Below are 18795 nucleotides of genomic sequence, written 5' to 3'. Positions count from 1 at the left end.
AATGGATCATTTAAGAATAGAAAATATTGAACTGTTCAAGGTGCCACCTCGATGGTTATTCGTAAAAGTCACTACCAAATCTGGAATAGTAGGCTGGGGGGAACCTGTGGTTGAGGGCAGGGCAGATACCGTGGCAGCATGTGTTCAGGAATTACAACCTTATTTAATTGGGCGAACAGCAAATCAAATTGAAGATATTTGGCAAGTGCTATATCGCGGCGGATTTTACAGGGGAGGCCCCATTTTAATGAGTGCCCTTTCCGGAATAGACCAGGCGTTGTGGGATATTAAAGGTAAAGCTTTGAACGTACCCGTCTATGAACTTTTGGGAGGTAGCGTTCGTGATCGAATGAAAATGTATTGTTGGATTGGTGGGGATAACCCAGATGTGATTTTGGAGCAAGCACAACAGCGGGTTTCACAAGGGTATCAGGCGTTCAAAATGAATGCGACTGGACCTATGGAATGGGTTTCGTCCATAAAAGAGGTTAAAAGTGTTGCCAGCAATATTAAACTTTTAAGAGAGGAATTTGGGAATACCATTGATATAGGGTTGGACTTTCACGGGAGGGTTCACAAACCTATGGTAAAAAGACTTATCGATGAACTTGCACCTTATGAACCCTTATTTATTGAAGAGCCTGTGCTGAGCGAAAATAGCCAAGTGCTCAAGCATATCTATTCCTATTCCAGTATTCCAATTGCCACGGGAGAGCGGATGTTTTCCCGATGGGATTTTAAGGAAATCCTTCATGAGGGGGTGGTGGATATCATCCAACCCGACCTGAGTCATGCTGGTGGCATTTCAGAGGTGAGAAGAATTGCGGCTATGGCCGAGGCCTATGATGTGGCCATTGCACCTCATTGTCCATTGGGACCCATTTCCCTTGCTTCAGCACTTCATTTGGATTTTGCGTCACCCAATGCCATCATACAAGAGAGCAGTTTGGGCATTCACTATAATGAAGGTTTTGATATTTTGGATTATGTGGACAATCCTGAAGTTTTTAATGTCAAAGATGGGTATCTGGAATTGTTGACCAAACCCGGACTTGGGATTGAAATCAATGAGAAAAAATTGAACGAAGCCAAAAAAATTGGTCACAACTGGAAAAATCCCATCTGGAGGAACAAGGATGGAAGCTTTACGGAATGGTAAGTCAATTCTGGCTTCCTAAATCAATCGTATGAGAAATTCATATCCCTAATTCAAAACTAAAACCCATAATTGTACGTATCCAATTCTCTATCTTGCGCTGGTTTTGAGCCTGATTCAAATTGTAAAACAGGTCAAATAATTGATGTGAAGAAACTTAAATCCTAGAGCAAATTGAAAAGTATCATTGTAAGGGCGCCAGGGAGAACGTGTTTGTTCGGGGATCATCAAGATTATTTGGGATTGCCCATTATTGCCTGTGCAATCAATAGGTATATTACGTTAAAAGCAGAACAAAATTCAAGCATGACGCTTGTACTGAACAAACCTGATATTGGCGAACAGCGGACTATTGATATATCGAAGCCAATTGGTACGGTCAAGAAAGGGGATTACCTCCTTGCCGCAATGAAAATCCTAGAAGGATACGGTTGTCATCCAAACCAAGGGTATGATGTCACCATTTCTGGTAACCTTCCTATAAATGCAGGGACATCCAGTTCAAGCGCTGTAATTGTTGCATGGGTACAGTTTTTACTCTCTGTATATGGATGTGACCAATCCATAACCAAAGAATTCATTTCGAAAGTGGCCTACGAAGCGGAGGTTGAGTTCCATGGTTTCCCCGGTGGAAAAATGGATCAGTACAGCATAGGATTGGGTAATATCATCTATTTGGAGACCAGTGGCCCCACTTTTTATGAGACTTTCAATTTAAAACTGCCAGGTCTCATTGTGGCTGAATCAGGAATACCAAAAGAAACAACGGGTGTATTGGGGCAGTTGAAGGAAAAAGCATTGTTGTCCATTAATCAGGTGCACCAGAAAGTTCCAGATTTTGATATAAGAGCCATTGGGCCAGCGGACCTTCCAAAATATTCCAGTTATGTATCCGATGATCTGAAAATTTATTTGAAAGCTGCCGTTCTGAATCATGATATAACCCAAAAAGCTTTGAAGGAGTTTAAAAAGTCCGATCTGGATTTTGAAATAATTGGAGATTTAATCAATCAGCATCATCAGATTTTACGAGATGATTTGCAAATCACACTTCCGTTAATAGACAATATGGTTGATGGAGCCATGACCGCAGGTGCTTTGGGAGCAAAGATTGTTGGCTCTGGACGAGGCGGGAGTATTGTGGTGCTGGCAAGGGAAGGTGAAGAGGACAGCATCATACAAGCCTTAAAGGCAGCGGGCGCTAAGAATGCCTATTCCGTTCAGGTCGATTCTGGTGTGCGGGTAATCGAACAAAATTTATAAGCATGGACCCAATTTCGAGTTTAGTGATTTTGGCTGGGGGAACCTCCTCCAGAATGAAGAGAGAAGCTTTAAATCAAGAGGGACTCAGTAGTGAGCAAATCAAACAAGCAAATGAGTTGAGTAAGGGGCTAATTGGTGTTGGGCAGAATGGGCGTCCCATGCTTGACTATGTGCTATTCAACGCCAAAAAAGCAGGATACACCAAAATCTACCTTGTCATTGGTGAAAATGGCAAGAAGTTCCGGGAATTTTATGATGCGGACCATAAGGGTATATTTCATGGTTTGCAGATATTATTTGCCACGCAATATGTGCCGGAGGGACGAGTAAAACCCTTCGGGACGGCAGATGCCCTGCTCCAAGCTGTTGAACAATATCCAGAATTGAATACGGAGCGCTACTCGGTCTGCAATAGTGACAATCTTTATTCCATTAAAGCTTTTGAAGCATTACGGAATATCTCGGCACCAAATGCCTTCATTGCTTATGATAGGGACGCCATGCAATTCTCCGAAGAACGGATAGCACGCTTCGCTTTAGCCAAATTGGATGACAAAGGTCATTTGTTGGATATCATTGAAAAGCCGGTCGCCAATGAAGTGGATGCCTACAAGGATGAAAATGGAAAGTTGAGGGTTAGTATGAACATCTTTACTTTCGATGGTCCAAAAATGTACCCTTTTTTAAAAAATTGCCCTGTTCATCCCGAGCGAAACGAAAAAGAATTGCCCACCGCACTTTTGAACATGTTGCAAGAACATCCACTTACAGTGATAGGAATTCCTTTTTCGGAGCATGTTCCTGATTTAACTGCAAAGGATGATATTATTGAAATGAAAAAGTACTTGGAAACACATTACCCTGTATTGGACTGGGATTAAAGGAGTGCCCTTTTGGTTAAATTTTGGTGTAGTGGGTGCCCTTATCACCAAGCTTTTATCTCAACTATGTGAAGGAAAAGCTAAAACAACATGCTGTATGGGTTTATGGGGCCGGAAAATGTTGTTGTTACCAAAAATATTTTATAGATTTCACGAATGTTTATTGGGAATTGTGAATTATTTCTACAATAAGAGCAGGCTTTTTTTGACCACGAAATCAACTAAGTATTGAGCATTATTTTTTTGGCAAAATTTGGCAAATGTTCTTAACTTCTCCAAGCACTTAATATTTTTTGGGACCAACATGTTGGTCTAAGCATTATGGGCAAAACCTCTAAAGATTATCTCTCAGAAGTATTACGAGTAAACTTAACTGATACTGAATACGAGTGGTTGACCACTGCGGTGGAAAAAATCCTTGATTCAAGAAGTAAAAAGGAGTTATACATTACCTACAGTTTGTCTACTTCCAAAATACAGGATAGACCCATAACTGATTTTGGGGAAAAGGACTTTGCATGGAAAACCTATTTGGAGTTGCAAGAAGCTTCCACTTTGGAGATTTCCAGAATTTATCTTCTTATCGCGGCTTTACAGTCAGATGATAATTTTCTGCAACCCGTTCAACAACTGATTCAGGTAGCGGATAAAACGGAGTTGGAAACTTTTTTAAAGTATTTGATTCTATTGCCAAATGCGGAACATTTTAAATTCGTTGCCGTAGAGGCACTGCGGACAAATATTGCCAATGTGTTTAATGCCATATCCCAAAATAACCCATATCCTTCAAAGTTTTTTGAAACGGAGGAATGGAACCAGATGTATTTGAAGGCAGCTTTTATGCAGCAGAATCTGAAAAAAATACCCGAGATTGATACCATGGCCAACAAGGAATTGGCACGGATAATCTCAGATTATGCACATGAGAGATGGGCGGCGTCACGAAGTGTTGACCCTTTGTTCTGGAGACCAGTTTCCAACTTTTTGGACGAATCTTTATTGAAAGACATTGAAAGGTTATTTCAAAGTGAGGATAAAAGGGAACAAAAAGCCGCTACGTTGGTATGCTACAATTCGGAATCTGAAAAGGCTAAAAAATTACTAAATCAATATGACACCTATTTTCAAGCGGTTGAAAATGGTGATCTAAACTGGAAAAATATAGAATAGGATGGATGATAAAATGATGATCATAGACCCCCACGTCCACATGACCTCAAGAACCACGGATGATTATGAGGCCATGGCAGCAGCTGGCATTGTTGCCATAATAGAACCTGCCTTTTGGATGGGACAACCAAGGACTCAAGTAGGTTCGTTTCAAGATTATTTCAGTAGCCTTGTGGGGTGGGAACCCTTCAGGGCATCACAGTTTGGCATAAAGCATTATTGTACCATCGGTCTAAACTCAAAAGAGGCCAATAATGTCCCACTTGCAGAAGAAGTAATGGAATTGTTGCCGCTCTATTTGCATAAGGAAAATGTTGTGGCTATTGGTGAAATAGGGTACGATGACCAAACCAAGGCAGAAGATCGTTTCTTCAGGGAACAATTGGAGTTGGCCAAGGCTTTTGGAATGATGGTGCAGGTGCACACTCCGCATAGGGATAAAAAGGCGGGTACTATCAGAAGTATGGAGGTCTGTCTTGAACACGGATTGGATCCTGGGATGGTGGTGATAGACCACAATAACGAGGAAACCGTAAAGGATGTTCTGGATCGTGGTTTTGTGGCCGCATTTACCATTTATCCCAAAACCAAAATGGGAAATCAACGGATGGTTGAGGTCGTAAAAAAGTTTGGTAGTACAGATATTATCGTGGATAGCTCTGCGGATTGGGGCGTTAGTGACCCATTGGCAGTGCCAAAAACCGCAAATTTGATGCTCCAAAGTGGGATTTCGCACGAGGATGTGGTAAAAACGGTCTATAAAAATGCCTTGGACTTTTTTGGAAGATCTGGCAAAATGAAGGAGGAACACTGGTTAACACCAGAGGCCATAGATCAACGCAAACTCTATAATGACAATAGCGTTCTTCGCGGTCAGGAGCCTAAAGTTGGGGATAACAAAATTGTTTAATGGGGCCGCGTTTAAAGGCATATTTTCAATTATGTAGACCTGCCAATCTTCCTACCGCGGCGGCGGATATCATCGCAGGAATTTCCATTGCAGGTCTGTTTGCCCATTTGGATGCATTTCAACTTCCAGTCGTGGGGTCATTTTTATTCATCCCCTTGATTTTAGCCTCCGTTTTTTTATACGCTGGAGGTGTGGTGCTCAACGATGTCTTCGATATTGAAATTGATAAAGTGGAGCGTCCCGAAAGACCAATTCCAAGTGGCGTGGTGCCCTTGGGAAACGCAAGGGCATTTGGGTTCGTGTTGCTTTTCATTGGAATTGGACTTGCCTTTTTGGTGAACAACATCTGCGGTATAGTTTCGGTTTTTTTGGCCATATCCATTCTTTCCTACGATAAGTTTGCCAAGCATCATGCATTTTTTGGACCGCTCAATATGGGAATATGCCGCGGGTTAAATCTCTTTATGGGCATCTCACTTTTAAATGGATATGGGCAGTGGCCCTATGTATTGGTGCCCATCGTATTTATTTTTGCGGTAACCATGGTCAGCAGGGGTGAGGTGCATGGTAAAAACAAGGGTAATATTATAGTAGCAGGTTTACTTTATGTAGCAGTGCTCCTTGGGGTGTATTACCTGCACTGTGTTTATGCCGAAGGAAGTCTGTGGTATCTTCTATTTTTGGGGCTTTTCGCATTTATGGTATTTAGGCCATTAATAAGGGCTTACAAGGAAAATACACCGATAAATATCAAAAAAGCAGTAAAGGCTGGAGTTTTGTCCATAATTTTGTTGGATGCTGCCCTTGCGGTCGCCCACGCCAATATCATCATTGGATTGGTTGTGCTGTTGTTGCTACCATTATCAATGTATTTGGCCAAACAATTTGCAGTTACCTAATATGGATAAAAATTCACTACCTACAATTCAGCAAGAATTTAAAGTACGGTATACATATCAACTATTTTTTACCCAGCAATTATTCGCATTGGATAATCCTTTGTTCAAAAATGTGTTGGCTTCGTATCGACCCAATGAAGCCATAAAATGTTTGTTCATTGTGGATGAAGGTGTTATGGATAACCATTCGCATCTTCAAGAAGAAATAAAAGCATATTGCCATCAATTTCAAAATCAAATCCAATTCACGGAATTGATCGTGGTTCCGGGTGGAGAGCAGAGTAAAAAGGACCAGTCCAGCGTTGAAAAATGTTTGGAGGCCATCAACAACAATGCAATTTGCAGGCATTCATTTGTGATTGCCATTGGAGGGGGCGCCGTTGTGGATATGGCAGGGTATGCATCCACCATCGCACATAGGGGCGTTCAACTTATTCGAATTCCCACCACCGTTTTGGCTCAAAATGATGCGGCTGTTGGTGTGAAAAACAGTGTCAATGCCTTTGGAAAAAAGAATTTTCTGGGAACATTCTCCATTCCGTTCGCCATCATTAACGATTTGGATTTCTTGCAAACCTTGGAGCAGCGAGATTGGGTGGCAGGCATTGCGGAAGCCATTAAAGTAGCTTTGTTGAAGGACCAAAAGTTCTTTGAATTTATCGAATCCAACGCTCAAGCATTGGCCAATCGCGAGATGGAACCCATGGCCTATCTCATTCATCGTTGTGCGGAATTGCACATGGAACACATCGCCAAAGGAGGGGACCCTTTTGAAAATGGCTCTTCCCGACCTTTGGATTTTGGACATTGGTCGGCCCATAAAATGGAATTTATGACCCAATATGCCTTAAGGCATGGGGAAGCGGTCGCTATTGGTATGGCCATCGATTTGGTGTATGCCCAGTTAATTGGTTTGTTGGGTGAAGATTTGGACAGAATCCTTTCCGTTATGAAGAAAGTAGGCTTTCATTTGGAAGTACCTTTGGAAAATGATGGGGAAATCAAGGAGCTTTTAAAAGGAATTGAAGAATTTAGGGAGCACTTGGGAGGCGAACTCACCATCACCCTAATTTCAGAAATTGGAAAACAAAAAGATGTCCACACCATTGACTACGAAGTTATGGAGCAAGCCATTCGAAGCTTCATCCTGAAACCACAGAATTCCCTATGAAAATTAACAATACGTATCATTTAACCTATTGCACTAATATTCATGCTGGCGGAGATTGGGACGAAACTTTTGCCAGTTTAAAGCAAAATTTGCCTCAAATTAAAAAAGCCGTTTCACCAAATGAGCCATTTGGATTGGGACTTCGGTTGGGCAATACAGCAAGTTTGGAGTTGAATGATGGACAACTGGAAGGATTCAAGGATTGGCTTTCAGAAAATGATTGCTACATATTTACCATGAACGGGTTTCCCTACGGGAACTTTCACGGAGAACCGGTCAAGGACCAAGTCCATGTGCCCGATTGGACGACTAAGGACCGATTGAAGTATACTTTGAGGCTTTTCCAACAACTGGATAATCTTGCACCCACAGAATTGGAATGTGGTATTTCTACCTCACCCATTTCGTATAAGCATTGGTTTAAAAGTGATGCGCAAAAACAGCAAGCTTTTGTTCAAGGAGCGAAGCATATGGCGCAAGTGGCGTTGGAATTGTATCAAACAGAAAAGGAATCTGGGCGATACATGCACCTGGATGTGGAACCAGAACCGGACGGTTTCTTGGAAAACACCCAAGAGGTGCTTCATTTTTTTGATACTTATCTCATCCCGGAAGCCAAAAAAGTATTCAAAACCTTCAATTTTGGTGAAAATAAGGTAGAGGAATTACTGAAACGCTACATTACGGTCTGTTATGATGTATGTCATTTAGCACTTGCGTATGAAGAGCCAAATTTGACCTTTGAACGGTTTAAGGAGGCAGGGATAAAAGTTGGCAAAATACAAGTGAGTGCCGCGTTGAAGATTCTCAATAATCATGATAATGAAGAGGAGCTTTGGGATACGCTGGCACAATTCAATGAACCCGTGTATTTGCATCAAGTCACCGAAAAAATAAACGGAAAGGTGGTGACTTATAACGATTTGCCCGTTGTTTTGGAAAAAAAGGCTCCATTTGATGAACTGCGTTCCCATTTTCATGTCCCCATATTTTTGGAGGACTACGGATTGTTGCAATCTACCCAAGACCAAATTATAAAGGTGTTGGCGTATTTGGAGCGAAATTTTGTCAGTAATCATATTGAAGTGGAAACATACACTTGGGATGTTCTGCCCGAACAATTGAAGCTACCTATCACAGAATCCATTGCTCGGGAGCTGGACTGGATGAAATCAAGATTAAAATGAACAAGACGGTTGTCATCAACATTGTTGGACTCACCCAAAGACTGATAGGGGAGCATACCCCATTTATAAAATCCTTTTTGGAGAAGGGGCAGGGAAGTGTGATTCAACCTGTTCTACCTGCGGTTACCTGTTCAGCCCAAAGCACTTATCTTACCGGAGAATGGCCATCGCAACATGGAATTGTGGGTAATGGATGGTATTTTAAGGATGAGTTGGAGGTGAAATTTTGGAGACAGGGCAATCCTTTGGTACAATCCCCTAAAATTTGGGATGAACTAAAAACCATCAACCCAAAATTTACCTGTGCCAATATGTTTTGGTGGTACAACATGTATAGCACCGTGGATTTCAGTGCCACGCCGCGCCCCAACTATTTGGCCGATGGTAGGAAGATTCCGGATATTTATACGTACCCAGCAGGACTGCGGGACAAATTGCAGACAAAATTGGGCACCTTTCCCTTATTCAAATTTTGGGGCCCAAAAACATCCATTGAATCCAGTAAGTGGATAGCCGATGCCGCCATTGAAATGGACAAGGAAAACAACCCGACCCTGACATTGGTCTATTTGCCCCATTTGGACTACAACATTCAACGGCACGGATTGAACTTTGATATCATTCAAAAGGATTTACGGGAAATTGATGCAGTTGCCAAGGATTTGGTAGAGCATTTTGAAAAGCAATCGGCCAACATTATGCTTATCTCCGAATATGGCATCACGGATGTTTCCAACCCTATCCATATCAATCGATATTTACGAAAGCAAGGCTATTTGGATATTCGGATAGAAAGAGAGCTCGAACTTTTGGATGCTGGTGCAAGCAAAGCTTTTGCCGTGGCGGACCATCAAATAGCACATGTATACCTCAAGGAGCCTTCCGAAGCTGAAAAACTTCACGATTATCTTAAAACCATTCCCGGAGTTGAACGGGTAATTCCTAAAAATCAGCTGGAAAGCAACCATTTAAATCATGACCGAGCGGGAGATTTTGTGCTCGTAGCGGACAAGGATAGCTGGTTTACCTATTATTTTTGGGAGGATGATGCCGTTGCCCCAGACTACGCCCGAATGGTGGACATCCACAAAAAGCCAGGTTACGACCCTGTAGAGATGTTTACCGATCCAAAGGATAAATTTGTTGTGGCCAAGGTCCTATGGAAGCTGCTAAAAAAGAAATTGGGTTTTAGAACGGTCATGGATGTCATTCCACTAAAAGCGGAACTGGTCAAAGGATCCCATGGAAGAATCCCTGAAGACAAGGACGATTGGCCAATTTTAATTACCAATAAAAAGGAAGGTCTGCCGCAAAAGGAATTGCTTTCCACCGAAGTATACGCAATTTTAAAAAATCATGTAATTGGATAAGTATGGATACATTCTTTAAAGTTTTCGCCATCATTTTTACACTGCTGTTTGGGTATGCCATTGTGGTGCAGTTCAACGACCCAGATGCATTAAAATGGATTTTGATTTATGCAGTCGCAGCCGTGGCTTCAGTATTATTTTTATTGAAGAAACTGAAACCCTTCGTCTATTTTAGTTGTACCCTATTCTTTTTGGTACTTTTTGTGGCCTACTGGCCCGAAACCTATGAGGGAGTGCAACTGAATCATGGCATGAAAACGGTAAACATTGAGGAAGGGAGAGAGTCCTTAGGCTCTTTGATAGCCGCTATAATCATGTTGGTATATGGCCTTCGAACACGATTTGTAAATAAAAAGAATTAAGAAAGGAAAAGCCTGCTGCTTGACTATCAAGAGTAGCGAACAATAAATAAAAAAGCCACCTTTTAGGTGGCTTTTTTAGTGGAGCCGGAGGCACTAGAACCTATCTCTGGAAACCCTAGTAAACAAGGGATATTCGAACTTTCGGAAATTTATGCTCACCGAATAGGTGACTTTACAATTAAAGACTCACTACAATTGACTGAAGATTGAGCGCAACATCCTAAAAGGTAATAGCCAACCCGGCCTGCTCTTAGGTTTGCGTTATTATATATAAGCATCTTAAATAGGAAAAGGATTTGTGAACTTACCTTTCGGCTATATTAACGATTCATTGTATGTAGTAGTCCCATCCTTAAATTTTTGACTGCCTGAAACCAATTAGAATTTTAGACATTAAGATCTATTTGGAGTCTTCGTCCAAAAGCAATCAAACAGGTTCTCTTAGGGCGACAGAAAAAATGTGTGTTAGTAAAACACCACAGGCTCAAATTTCCTGTCAAGAAGATTTGTAATAGGTTCAAGGTAAGCAAAAGAGCCTATGGAGCTCCTTCATGGTCCTTTTGTACAAAAAAACTATGGAGCCCCACAAATAGAAACGATTTTTATTGTCTCACTTTTGTCTGCCCGAAGTGGTAAACCATGCCCAATTTTTGCAGGCTACAACGGCATCTTTTTATTTCGTTAGAAATAAAAAGTCGATTTCTAAATTCATGAATTTCAGTAATATTAACGCATCCACTTATCCAGGTTTTCAGCTACAAAATTGTCATCGTTCAGCTCTGGATATAGTTTGTAAACCCGATCTATTTCCTCCTTTTGACCCGGGCTCAATCTTTCGTTGGGATTTATGGTATAGTTGGCTTCCAACAAACCTTGCCTGATCAAAACCTCATGGATACCTGCAATAGATCCTTTGAAACCGTTCCTGGAATCAAAAAAAGCCGCATTGGAGTCTGTTACCTTGATTCCTAGCGAAAGCAAATCCTGCAAATCTGAGGGAGAAGCATTTTTTACCTTGTCATATAGCTCAACAGCTTTTTTGTTCCATACAGCCCAATGGCCCAACAAACCACCGATGATTCTTTTTTTAATGATTTTATCGCCCACAGGGATATGATATTCGGTGAGTAGGTCCGCTACGATATTGTCATCGTTTCCAGTGTAAAGGGCAATTTCATGAGCCCTTCCAGATTCTGCCACCCCTCGGACAACATCAATGGTATGGTATCTGTCAAAAGGAGCCATTTTAATGGCGACCACATTTTCTATTTGGGAAAAACTTCTCCAAAAATCAGTGTCCAAGATACGACCGCCTACGGAAGGCTGCAGGTAAAAGCCCACTACAGGAATTATTTCCGCAACCGCTTTGCAATGCGCAACCAATTCTTCATTGGATTGATTTTTTAGGGCAGCCAAGCTGAGCAATACCGCATGATAACCTAAATCGGATGCAATTTTGGCTTCCTGGGTAGCTTGATTCGTGTTTCCTAAAGCACCCGCTATTCTAAATATTGATTTGTTGGTTTTCTGGCAATGATGGTCAATTTCTTCCTTTGCCAATTCCAAAACAGGTTGATATAGTCTGGCTTCCCGTATTTCAAATTGACTGGTATGTACTCCCACGGCAAGACCGCCCGACCCAGCGTCCAAATAGTATCTGGATAGCGCACGCTGTCTTCGCTCATCCAACTCCAAATTTTTGGTCAAAGCGGTTGGGTTGGCAGGAATGACCATTCCGCTATGCAGATATTCCTTAAGATCATTTGATAATGTGTTGTCCATTTCTTATGTATTATCAGTATTTGCCATCTCTAACTTCAAAATGGGTTGCTTTTCCCAACAGGCGATTTCCCTTATCAATCCAATCCCCTGTCCACGCTATTACTTGGTCAAGTGGGACACTTGGTTTTCCTAATATTTTATGGGATTTTGAGGTGTTGACCAGTAGGGCTGAGTCTGCCTCTTTTCCGGTAAGTTTGACATATTTGCCCATGATTTCACCCAACTTCTTTGCAACCTCAGCTACTGAAACGGTCTCTGCACCACTAACATTGAGATGATTGGCTGGAGACGAACAGAGTTGAATACTCCGCAGAATCATATCGTTGGCATCACCTTGCCAGATAACATTGGCATATCCCATGGTGAGATCAATTGTTTCACCGTCTTTTACTTTGTTGGCGATGTCGACCAAAACACCATATCGCATTTCAACGGCATAATTTAGGCGGATGAGAATCACCTCCGTACCATTTTTTAAGCTCCCATACTCAAACAGACGCTCCCTGCCCAAACAGGATTCTGCATATTCTCCAATGGGTCCCGTAGCGTCTGATTCTTTACAACCACCGGAATTGATTTTTGCCAAAGGATAAACACAACCTGTGGAGAATGCGACAATTCTGGAGTTTTTAAACCGATCAACCACAAGTCCGGGCAGATACGAATTCATGGCCCAGGTATAGCTTTCGTTGCCATCGGTGCCAAATTTCATCCCGGCCAAATAGATGATATTTTTGACATCGGGTAGGATTTTGATAAAATCCAGGTCCAACAAGTCACCTTTAATCGTCTCTATGCCACTTTCTTCCAAGAACGATTGCTGTTCGGGCGAACTGAACCTTGAAACCCCAATGATTTTTTTGCTCACTCCTGCTTCATCACAAGCACGTTTTGCCATTTTTGCCATGGAGACTCCCATTTTACCCGCTACACCGAGAAGCATAAAGTCTCCATCTAACTCCTTCATCATTTTAACCAGTTTGGGTGTTGGCCTAGAAAGGGCTTCTTCCAATTCTTCCTCGTTGGAAAAGTATTTTGGATAATTTTTCATAAACTTTTTAGTTTACTATTTTGAATAATAATTTTCTTATACAGATCAACGGCTTCATGTATTTTGTCCACATAACAGAATTCATCAGTTTGATGCGCCATTTTTGGTTCCCCTGGTCCCAAAATCACAGTAGGAGCGTTAATCCAGGGGGTAAGAACTGAAGCATCGGTTAAAAACGGAGCCGCTTTTTTGGCGTTTTTCTGCGTTGGGTCAAACTTGCAAATTGCATAGATCTTTTGAATAAACGGATGGTCTTCGTCTGTAGAGACCGCACTTAGATCCACCATTTTTTCAATCGTTACTTCCTCGCCAAGGATTTCCCTTAACTTTTGAAGGGCCTGTTTGTTTTTGTATTTTGAGGTAGATCTCACATCGATGGTAAACTCAGCCTTATCCGGCACAGAGTTTAGATTCAGGCCGCCTTCAATTTTTCCAACATTAATGGTTGGATAACCTAGGTTAGGGTCCTTTTCTGTATCAAACTTGAGTTTCTCAATCTTGGCAATGGCCCTTGCGGCTTTGTAAATGGCATTGTCTCCTAGTTCTGGCATTGAGGAATGGGCAGTGACCCCAAAGGTTTTTGCAGTAAGGTACAAACCGCCTTTATGGGCTATGTAGGGAAGGTTGGAGGTGGGTTCCCCCACAATTATGGCACTGGCTGCACCAATGTCGTACCCAACATCACAAAGGGATTTGGCTCCCAAGCAGCCCAATTCCTCATTGGCGGTAAGAATAAGTTTTACCCCTCCGGGCGGAGCTTGGTCTTCAAAACTTTCCACCGCAGCAATGATCATGGCCGCAACAGCTGCTTTCATGTCAGTTGAACCGCGACCGAACAGTTTCCCATTTTCAATCACGGCTTCCAAGGGCTTATAGCTCCATGTTTTGTCGCCCAATGGGACAACATCAAAATGCCCGGTCAACACAATGGGAGGGATGCTGTTGGAAAGTCCTTTTGTGGCAATGACATGCAGTCTGCCCTCGTCATACTTGGGATAATCGACTGCGAATCCATGGCTCTCAAGAATTCCCCCAACGTAACGGGCAATTTCTTCCTCATTGCCGGGCGGGTTTATGGTATTGAACCGTATGAGTTCTTTTGTCAGGGAAATTACATCCAATATATGTGGTTTCTGGTCAGTCACAGAAAAATATGCTAAGGTTTTTATTCAAATAATAATGTTCCAAATCTGGTTATTTCATGAAAGCTTCCCGGTAAATCTTGCCAAGACCAGTAGATTTCCTTTTCATCGAGATAGTCCATGCGATTAAAGTTTGTTCTCCATTGGGTTCCGGAATTTGGCGGAGCTTGAATCATGGGAGATAGCAAAGCGTAAGGAATAAAAAATTCCCCCATCCAGCTTTCAATATTGGCACTGCTTTCTTTTTCCCCTCCCTGAACCGAAGTCCCATGGACAATATTCCTGTCATCCTCATGATACCATGCTTGCCATCTATGGGGTTTGCCGCCAAAATTCATGACCATTAGTGGGAGTTCTTGGTTTAATGGCGACAATTCATATTCAAAGTAAATCTCTTTGGTGGTATCGGGCCATATAAAAACCTCCACCACGTCTTCTAACCACAGATGCGCTCCATCTTCAGTAATGGATGCGTTGAGCTTTGGGTCTTCACAATGAAATAAAAAGTAGATTCCGGTCTCTGAATATAGCACCTTGACCTTGGTTTGCAGGGGCGTATCCATATGTGAACGTTGCGTTATGGTTACCCATTTGGCTTTGTTCCAATTACTGGATTTTCCATCACCAGTAGGTTTAAAATCTGAAGTTTTATATGCTTTAATCTGATCCATATCTGTTGAGTCCTTTGGTTGGAAACCATAGGTAGCAGAAATACAACCTAAGAGCAAAAGCATGGTTTTCATACGTTTGCAATAGGGTGTTTTTGAAGGGAAGGATACCATGTGAGGGCATTATCCCTATATATTTTTTTGATTACCTCATCAGGTAGTTCGACTCCTTTAAATTGGCCTTTAAATTGGGGAGCTTTCATAATGTTGTTTGTTGTGAAAAACTCCCAATCCTGGGACCAAATCCAATGTGCCCTATTTTTAATTTCAGATGGATCGTTGGTTTTATCATAGATAATGTCCGTTCCATACAGTATACGATTCTGATATTTCATGAAAAAATCCCTTACGCCATTCCAATTGTCCTTGGCTTGAAACTGTATATGGCAAATCCTTTCTGCCATATCCACGGCTGTATTGGGAAATTCATCCAACCAAGCACCAATTTTTTCTATGCTCCATTCCATACTGGAGAAATGTGCACCTATAAATCTTAGGTCATGGTGTTTTCTGAGCACGTTATCCCTTGCTGCCAGTTGTTGTTCATAGGAAGGGTAATCAGGCAAGTTGGCCATGTGGTATTCTGGGTGGCTTCTAAAGTATTCCCGATCTGAATTCATGGTCATTTCATCCAAGGGAAGCCAACAATTCTTAGGTTCACCCAAATGGGCTAGTATGGGAATGTTGTTTTCCATCAGGAAGTCAAATACTGGTTCAAAACGGGGATGATCGAACATGATAAAATTGCCATTCCCATCTCTGCTGTCCATTCCGATGTTCTTCCAAAACTTAACGGCGATAGCCCCATTTTTTATCCCCCTTTTTATTTGGTCGATAGCCGTATCAAGCCAATTGGAACTGCCCCAATCTGCCATGGTAAAGGTGGTAATGTGAAGGACCCTGTTTGTATTGAGGTTCAGCACTTTTTTCTCTTGATCTATAATGGGGTCAAAAAAAGGAGCGTCTGTGTTAATACTGATCAGTGAGAAATTGTCCAATTCCGCCTGTTCCAAAAGACTGGCGTCATAATTATTGTAATGCATGTGTGCATCAATTTTCTCTAGATCGGAAAACCTCAATTTATTTTTCATTGCGGACTATGTCTAACTTGTTCTTTACAAGCTTAGTAACCTGTTCCGTTGCTGTTGGAAATACTTTTCTTAAGTCGATTTCCTCATTGGTCAACAATTTGGTCTTCAAGGTCTGCATGAAGATATTTTTGATTTCTGTGGCCAAATTTATTTTGCATATTCCTCTATCTATGGCCTGTCTCAGACTTTCATCGGGTACGCCAGAGCCTCCGTGTAGCACTAAGGTAACATCTGTGACTGCCGATATTTCCGATAGCCTTTCCAAGTCCAATTTGGGTTCCTTGTCATAAAAACCATGGGCTGTTCCAATGGCTACAGCAAGGGCATTTACTCCAGTGACTTCTGCAAATTGCTTGGCCTCTTCGGGTTGTGTGAATCCACTATTATCCTTGGCTTGGCCCAATTTGGCAATGTAGCCCAGTTCTGCTTCCACGTTGGCACCGTAGCTTTCAGCCAATTTTACCACTTTGCTTGTGATGGCAATATTGTCTTTAAACGGCTGCTCACTGGCATCGATCATAACGGAATCGAATCCAGCATCAAGACATTGTGCGGCCAATTCATAGGAGCTTCCATGATCCAAATGTACCCATCCCTCAACACCATGTTTGTCTAACATGGATTTTGCCAAATTAAAGGCAACTTTTAATCCCATATAGTCAATTGAACTTTTTGTCAATTGAAGAATAATGGGGTGATTGGTTTCTTTTGCAGCACACAATACCCCTTCCAGTGTTTCGTAATTGTAAAAATTGGTGGCCAAAATACCTTGGCGTTTCTTCCTAAGTTCAATAAACTTATCTTGTAGCTTCATTTTTAGTGTTGGATATAGTTAAATTTTTCCTTGGCTATCTTCATAATGGCGTCCAAGTCTTTAAAAGCGGCAGTTCCTCCAGAATCTGTTGTGGAAATGGCTCCGATAAGGTTTCCAAATTCTTGGCATTCTTCGGGACTTTTTCCTTTTACATATTTTGAAATGTAGCCTGCGTTGAAACTATCTCCGGCGCCAATGCTATCAACAACATTTTTATTGGTGAATGCATTTTTTTCAACTTTTTTGCCATCGTAACAGAGTACAGAACCTCTATTGCCACATTTGACGACCAATTGGTTGCATTTTTCTTTTATAACATCTATCGCCTCCGTCAAATTTTCCTGTTTCGACAGTTTTAGTAGTTCTGCTTCATTTGGAATGAATACATCCAGTGCCGGCAGGACTTTTTCCAGATCAAGGTCCCATTGGTCTGCGGGATCCCATTGTACATCCAAAGAGGTGGACAGACCTTCATTTTGGGCCATTTTGAACAAGTTGTGCAGTTCGTTGTGGAATCCGGGTTGAAAAAAGTATGAGGAAAAGTGCAAATGCTGGGCCAACCTCAGGTCTTCCTTTCTTATGTCATCAATGCCCAGATGGGTCATTGCTCCTTGATATGTTACCATGGCCCTGTCCTCATCATAGTTAAGGGCGATGGTTGCACCCGTTATAAGGTTTGGGTCTGTAATGATCAAGGATGTGTCCACACCTTTTTTCTGTAGTTCTTGAATGATGAATTTTCCAAATAGGTCTTTCCCCAACTTGCCTATAAATCCCACGTTCAGGCCTAAGGAGCTTAGGTTGCTCGCACAAATTGCAGAGGAACTCCCGAGTGCCAAAGTCATTTGATCGGCAAGAATTTCCTTTCCAATTTCAGGATAGCCCACGATTTGATTTAGAATTAAATCAACATTAAGCTCTCCTACGACTATAACATCAAACTTTTTTTTCAACTTGTTCATTTTTGTCTAAGAGACGGACTGTACATTTATTTTCCAGCAGTTCAACGTCCTTTTTATAAAACATTCCTAAATCTTCCCTCACACAGTTTGCTGCCCCGCATGAAGCGGCCAGTTTGGCGGTGTCTTCCAGATTATGCCCTTTTACATGGGCCACGGCAAGGCCGGCCATTAAACTGTCTCCACAGCCTACAGTGCTTATTACCGTATCCACTTTACTCAAAGCATGCACAATTTTTTCACCGTCTGATAAATACAGACCTTTTGCTCCAAGGGTCACTGCGATCAGTTTGCTATGTTCCCCAAGTTTTGAAAACAGTGCAAAAGGGTCATGGGTATTGTAAATTTCATAGCCCTCATTGTGATTAATGTGTATTCCAAAAGGATTTTTGACCAATGCATTGGTCAAAGAAGCTCCAGAACAGTCTATGATCGATTTTTTCTCGTGTTCTTCCGCAATGGATATCAAGTTAGAAAAATTATAATTCTCATCGTTCATGGGCCATGAACCGCTCATGCTGACTAGAGATGCGCTTTTGAGTAACTTCTTATAATCATCCACAAAGGTTTTATAAGACGTACTATCAATTTTTGGTCCGGCTCCCAAGATTTCTGTTTCATCAAACTCATCATAAGTTTTTATGGTCAGGCATGTTCTTGTCCATTCATCCAAAGTTGGGCCATAACAGGCGATGCCTTTTTCCTCGCACTGCTCTTTGATCCATTTTCCGCTTGCACCTCCCCAAAAAGCCAATAAGGCCACTTCTTCTCCCATTTCCTTAATGCCCATGGCAACATGCACACCCTTGCCGCCTGGGTATGATTTTTCTTCAAATACTCTATTTGTGGCCCCTCTTTTGAAAGTACGGATAAATACCAATTTATCAATTGAGGGATTGGGACAAACACACAATATCAT

General features: G+C 41.8%; 18 protein-coding genes. 10 read left to right on the top strand and 8 right to left on the bottom strand.

Annotated features, from left to right (window positions below; genetic code table 11):
• Position 1 precedes the first annotated feature (1 nt).
• The 10 genes from dgoD to ACFSJE_RS17105 all read left to right on the top strand — a co-directional run bounded on the left by dgoD (position 2) and on the right by ACFSJE_RS17105 (position 10369).
• Positions 2 to 1159: a galactonate dehydratase gene (gene dgoD / locus ACFSJE_RS17150; RefSeq protein WP_379832095.1), complete on the top strand. Its 1158-nt coding sequence runs from the start codon at positions 2 to 4 to the stop codon at positions 1157 to 1159.
• A 171-nt stretch (positions 1160 to 1330) separates the two neighbouring features.
• Positions 1331 to 2419: a mevalonate kinase family protein gene (locus tag ACFSJE_RS17145; RefSeq protein WP_379832094.1), complete on the top strand. Its 1089-nt coding sequence runs from the start codon at positions 1331 to 1333 to the stop codon at positions 2417 to 2419.
• Between the two features lie 2 nt (positions 2420 to 2421).
• Positions 2422 to 3300: a sugar phosphate nucleotidyltransferase gene (locus ACFSJE_RS17140; protein ID WP_379832093.1), complete on the top strand. Its 879-nt coding sequence runs from the start codon at positions 2422 to 2424 to the stop codon at positions 3298 to 3300.
• A gap of 321 nt (positions 3301 to 3621) precedes the next feature.
• Positions 3622 to 4470 carry an EboA domain-containing protein gene (locus tag ACFSJE_RS17135; protein WP_379832092.1) on the top strand — a complete coding sequence of 283 codons (849 nt, stop codon included), beginning with the start codon at positions 3622 to 3624 and terminating at the stop codon, positions 4468 to 4470.
• Position 4471: 1 nt separating this feature from the next.
• A complete protein-coding gene (locus ACFSJE_RS17130) occupies positions 4472 to 5380 on the top strand; it encodes a TatD family hydrolase (protein WP_379832091.1) in 909 nt (302 codons plus the stop codon).
• On the top strand, positions 5380 to 6279 hold the full coding sequence (eboC, locus tag ACFSJE_RS17125; protein ID WP_379832090.1) for a UbiA-like protein EboC: 900 nt from the start codon (positions 5380 to 5382) through the stop codon (positions 6277 to 6279). Before ACFSJE_RS17130 ends, eboC begins: the two co-directional genes overlap by 1 nt.
• Position 6280: 1 nt before the next feature.
• Positions 6281 to 7450 (top strand): 3-dehydroquinate synthase, encoded by a 1170-nt coding sequence (locus ACFSJE_RS17120; RefSeq protein ID WP_379832089.1) that lies wholly within the window; start codon positions 6281 to 6283, stop codon positions 7448 to 7450.
• Entirely contained in the window at positions 7447 to 8637 is a 1191-nt protein-coding gene (eboE, locus tag ACFSJE_RS17115; protein WP_379832088.1) for a metabolite traffic protein EboE, read from the top strand. The genes ACFSJE_RS17120 and eboE overlap by 4 nt, the downstream gene beginning before the upstream one ends.
• Entirely contained in the window at positions 8634 to 10007 is a 1374-nt protein-coding gene (locus tag ACFSJE_RS17110; protein WP_379832087.1) for an alkaline phosphatase family protein, read from the top strand. Before eboE ends, ACFSJE_RS17110 begins: the two co-directional genes overlap by 4 nt.
• A gap of 2 nt (positions 10008 to 10009) precedes the next feature.
• Positions 10010 to 10369: a transmembrane 220 family protein gene (locus ACFSJE_RS17105; RefSeq protein ID WP_379832086.1), complete on the top strand. Its 360-nt coding sequence runs from the start codon at positions 10010 to 10012 to the stop codon at positions 10367 to 10369.
• Between the two features lie 726 nt (positions 10370 to 11095).
• Here ACFSJE_RS17105 and ACFSJE_RS17100 read toward each other — a convergent pair.
• The 8 genes from ACFSJE_RS17100 to ACFSJE_RS17065 all read right to left on the bottom strand — a co-directional run bounded on the left by ACFSJE_RS17100 (position 11096) and on the right by ACFSJE_RS17065 (position 18795).
• Positions 11096 to 12151 carry a dihydrodipicolinate synthase family protein gene (locus ACFSJE_RS17100; protein ID WP_379832085.1) on the bottom strand — a complete coding sequence of 352 codons (1056 nt, stop codon included), beginning with the start codon at positions 12149 to 12151 and terminating at the stop codon, positions 11096 to 11098.
• A gap of 13 nt (positions 12152 to 12164) precedes the next feature.
• Positions 12165 to 13202, bottom strand: a complete 1038-nt coding sequence (locus tag ACFSJE_RS17095) for an NAD-dependent epimerase/dehydratase family protein (RefSeq protein WP_379832084.1) — start codon at positions 13200 to 13202, stop codon at positions 12165 to 12167.
• Positions 13199 to 14323 carry a M20 family metallopeptidase gene (locus tag ACFSJE_RS17090; RefSeq protein ID WP_379832083.1) on the bottom strand — a complete coding sequence of 375 codons (1125 nt, stop codon included), beginning with the start codon at positions 14321 to 14323 and terminating at the stop codon, positions 13199 to 13201. Before ACFSJE_RS17090 ends, ACFSJE_RS17095 begins: the two co-directional genes overlap by 4 nt.
• 44 nt (positions 14324 to 14367) lie before the next feature.
• Positions 14368 to 15015, bottom strand: a complete 648-nt coding sequence (locus ACFSJE_RS17085) for a carbohydrate-binding family 9-like protein (protein WP_379832082.1) — start codon at positions 15013 to 15015, stop codon at positions 14368 to 14370.
• A gap of 68 nt (positions 15016 to 15083) precedes the next feature.
• A complete protein-coding gene (locus ACFSJE_RS17080) occupies positions 15084 to 16103 on the bottom strand; it encodes an amidohydrolase family protein (protein ID WP_379832081.1) in 1020 nt (339 codons plus the stop codon).
• Positions 16093 to 16917 carry a class II fructose-bisphosphate aldolase gene (locus ACFSJE_RS17075; protein ID WP_379832080.1) on the bottom strand — a complete coding sequence of 275 codons (825 nt, stop codon included), beginning with the start codon at positions 16915 to 16917 and terminating at the stop codon, positions 16093 to 16095. The genes ACFSJE_RS17080 and ACFSJE_RS17075 overlap by 11 nt, the downstream gene beginning before the upstream one ends.
• A gap of 2 nt (positions 16918 to 16919) precedes the next feature.
• Positions 16920 to 17879, bottom strand: a complete 960-nt coding sequence (locus ACFSJE_RS17070; protein WP_379832079.1) for a carbohydrate kinase family protein — start codon at positions 17877 to 17879, stop codon at positions 16920 to 16922.
• Positions 17854 to 18795, bottom strand: coding sequence for a 1-phosphofructokinase family hexose kinase (locus ACFSJE_RS17065; RefSeq protein ID WP_379832078.1), 942 nt, complete (start codon positions 18793 to 18795; stop codon positions 17854 to 17856). The genes ACFSJE_RS17070 and ACFSJE_RS17065 overlap by 26 nt, the downstream gene beginning before the upstream one ends.

It is taken from the genome of Flagellimonas iocasae (genome assembly GCF_042682725.1).
Classification (GTDB): Bacteria; Bacteroidota; Bacteroidia; order Flavobacteriales; family Flavobacteriaceae; genus Flagellimonas; species Flagellimonas iocasae.
The sequence above is the reverse complement of the archived record's forward strand: the minus strand, read 5'-3'. Positions and strand labels throughout refer to the sequence as shown.

Bases quoted from the DNA above. Each gene is read 5' to 3' on its own strand.
- dgoD (WP_379832095.1), top strand. From the start codon at position 2: ATGGATCATTTAAGAATAGAAAATATTGAACTGTTCAAGGTGCCACCT.
- ACFSJE_RS17140 (WP_379832093.1), top strand. From the start codon at position 2,422: ATGGACCCAATTTCGAGTTTAGTGATTTTGGCTGGGGGAACCTCCTCC.
- ACFSJE_RS17135 (WP_379832092.1), top strand. From the start codon at position 3,622: ATGGGCAAAACCTCTAAAGATTATCTCTCAGAAGTATTACGAGTAAAC.
- ACFSJE_RS17130 (WP_379832091.1), top strand. From the start codon at position 4,472: ATGGATGATAAAATGATGATCATAGACCCCCACGTCCACATGACCTCA.
- eboC (WP_379832090.1), top strand. From the start codon at position 5,380: ATGGGGCCGCGTTTAAAGGCATATTTTCAATTATGTAGACCTGCCAAT.
- ACFSJE_RS17120 (WP_379832089.1), top strand. From the start codon at position 6,281: ATGGATAAAAATTCACTACCTACAATTCAGCAAGAATTTAAAGTACGG.
- eboE (WP_379832088.1), top strand. From the start codon at position 7,447: ATGAAAATTAACAATACGTATCATTTAACCTATTGCACTAATATTCAT.
- ACFSJE_RS17110 (WP_379832087.1), top strand. From the start codon at position 8,634: ATGAACAAGACGGTTGTCATCAACATTGTTGGACTCACCCAAAGACTG.
- ACFSJE_RS17105 (WP_379832086.1), top strand. From the start codon at position 10,010: ATGGATACATTCTTTAAAGTTTTCGCCATCATTTTTACACTGCTGTTT.
- ACFSJE_RS17100 (WP_379832085.1), bottom strand. From the start codon at position 12,151: ATGGACAACACATTATCAAATGATCTTAAGGAATATCTGCATAGCGGA.
- ACFSJE_RS17095 (WP_379832084.1), bottom strand. From the start codon at position 13,202: ATGAAAAATTATCCAAAATACTTTTCCAACGAGGAAGAATTGGAAGAA.
- ACFSJE_RS17085 (WP_379832082.1), bottom strand. From the start codon at position 15,015: ATGGATCAGATTAAAGCATATAAAACTTCAGATTTTAAACCTACTGGT.
- ACFSJE_RS17080 (WP_379832081.1), bottom strand. From the start codon at position 16,103: ATGAAAAATAAATTGAGGTTTTCCGATCTAGAGAAAATTGATGCACAC.
- ACFSJE_RS17075 (WP_379832080.1), bottom strand. From the start codon at position 16,917: ATGAAGCTACAAGATAAGTTTATTGAACTTAGGAAGAAACGCCAAGGT.
- ACFSJE_RS17070 (WP_379832079.1), bottom strand. From the start codon at position 17,879: ATGAACAAGTTGAAAAAAAAGTTTGATGTTATAGTCGTAGGAGAGCTT.
- ACFSJE_RS17065 (WP_379832078.1), bottom strand. From the start codon at position 18,795: ATGATATTGTGTGTTTGTCCCAATCCCTCAATTGATAAATTGGTATTT.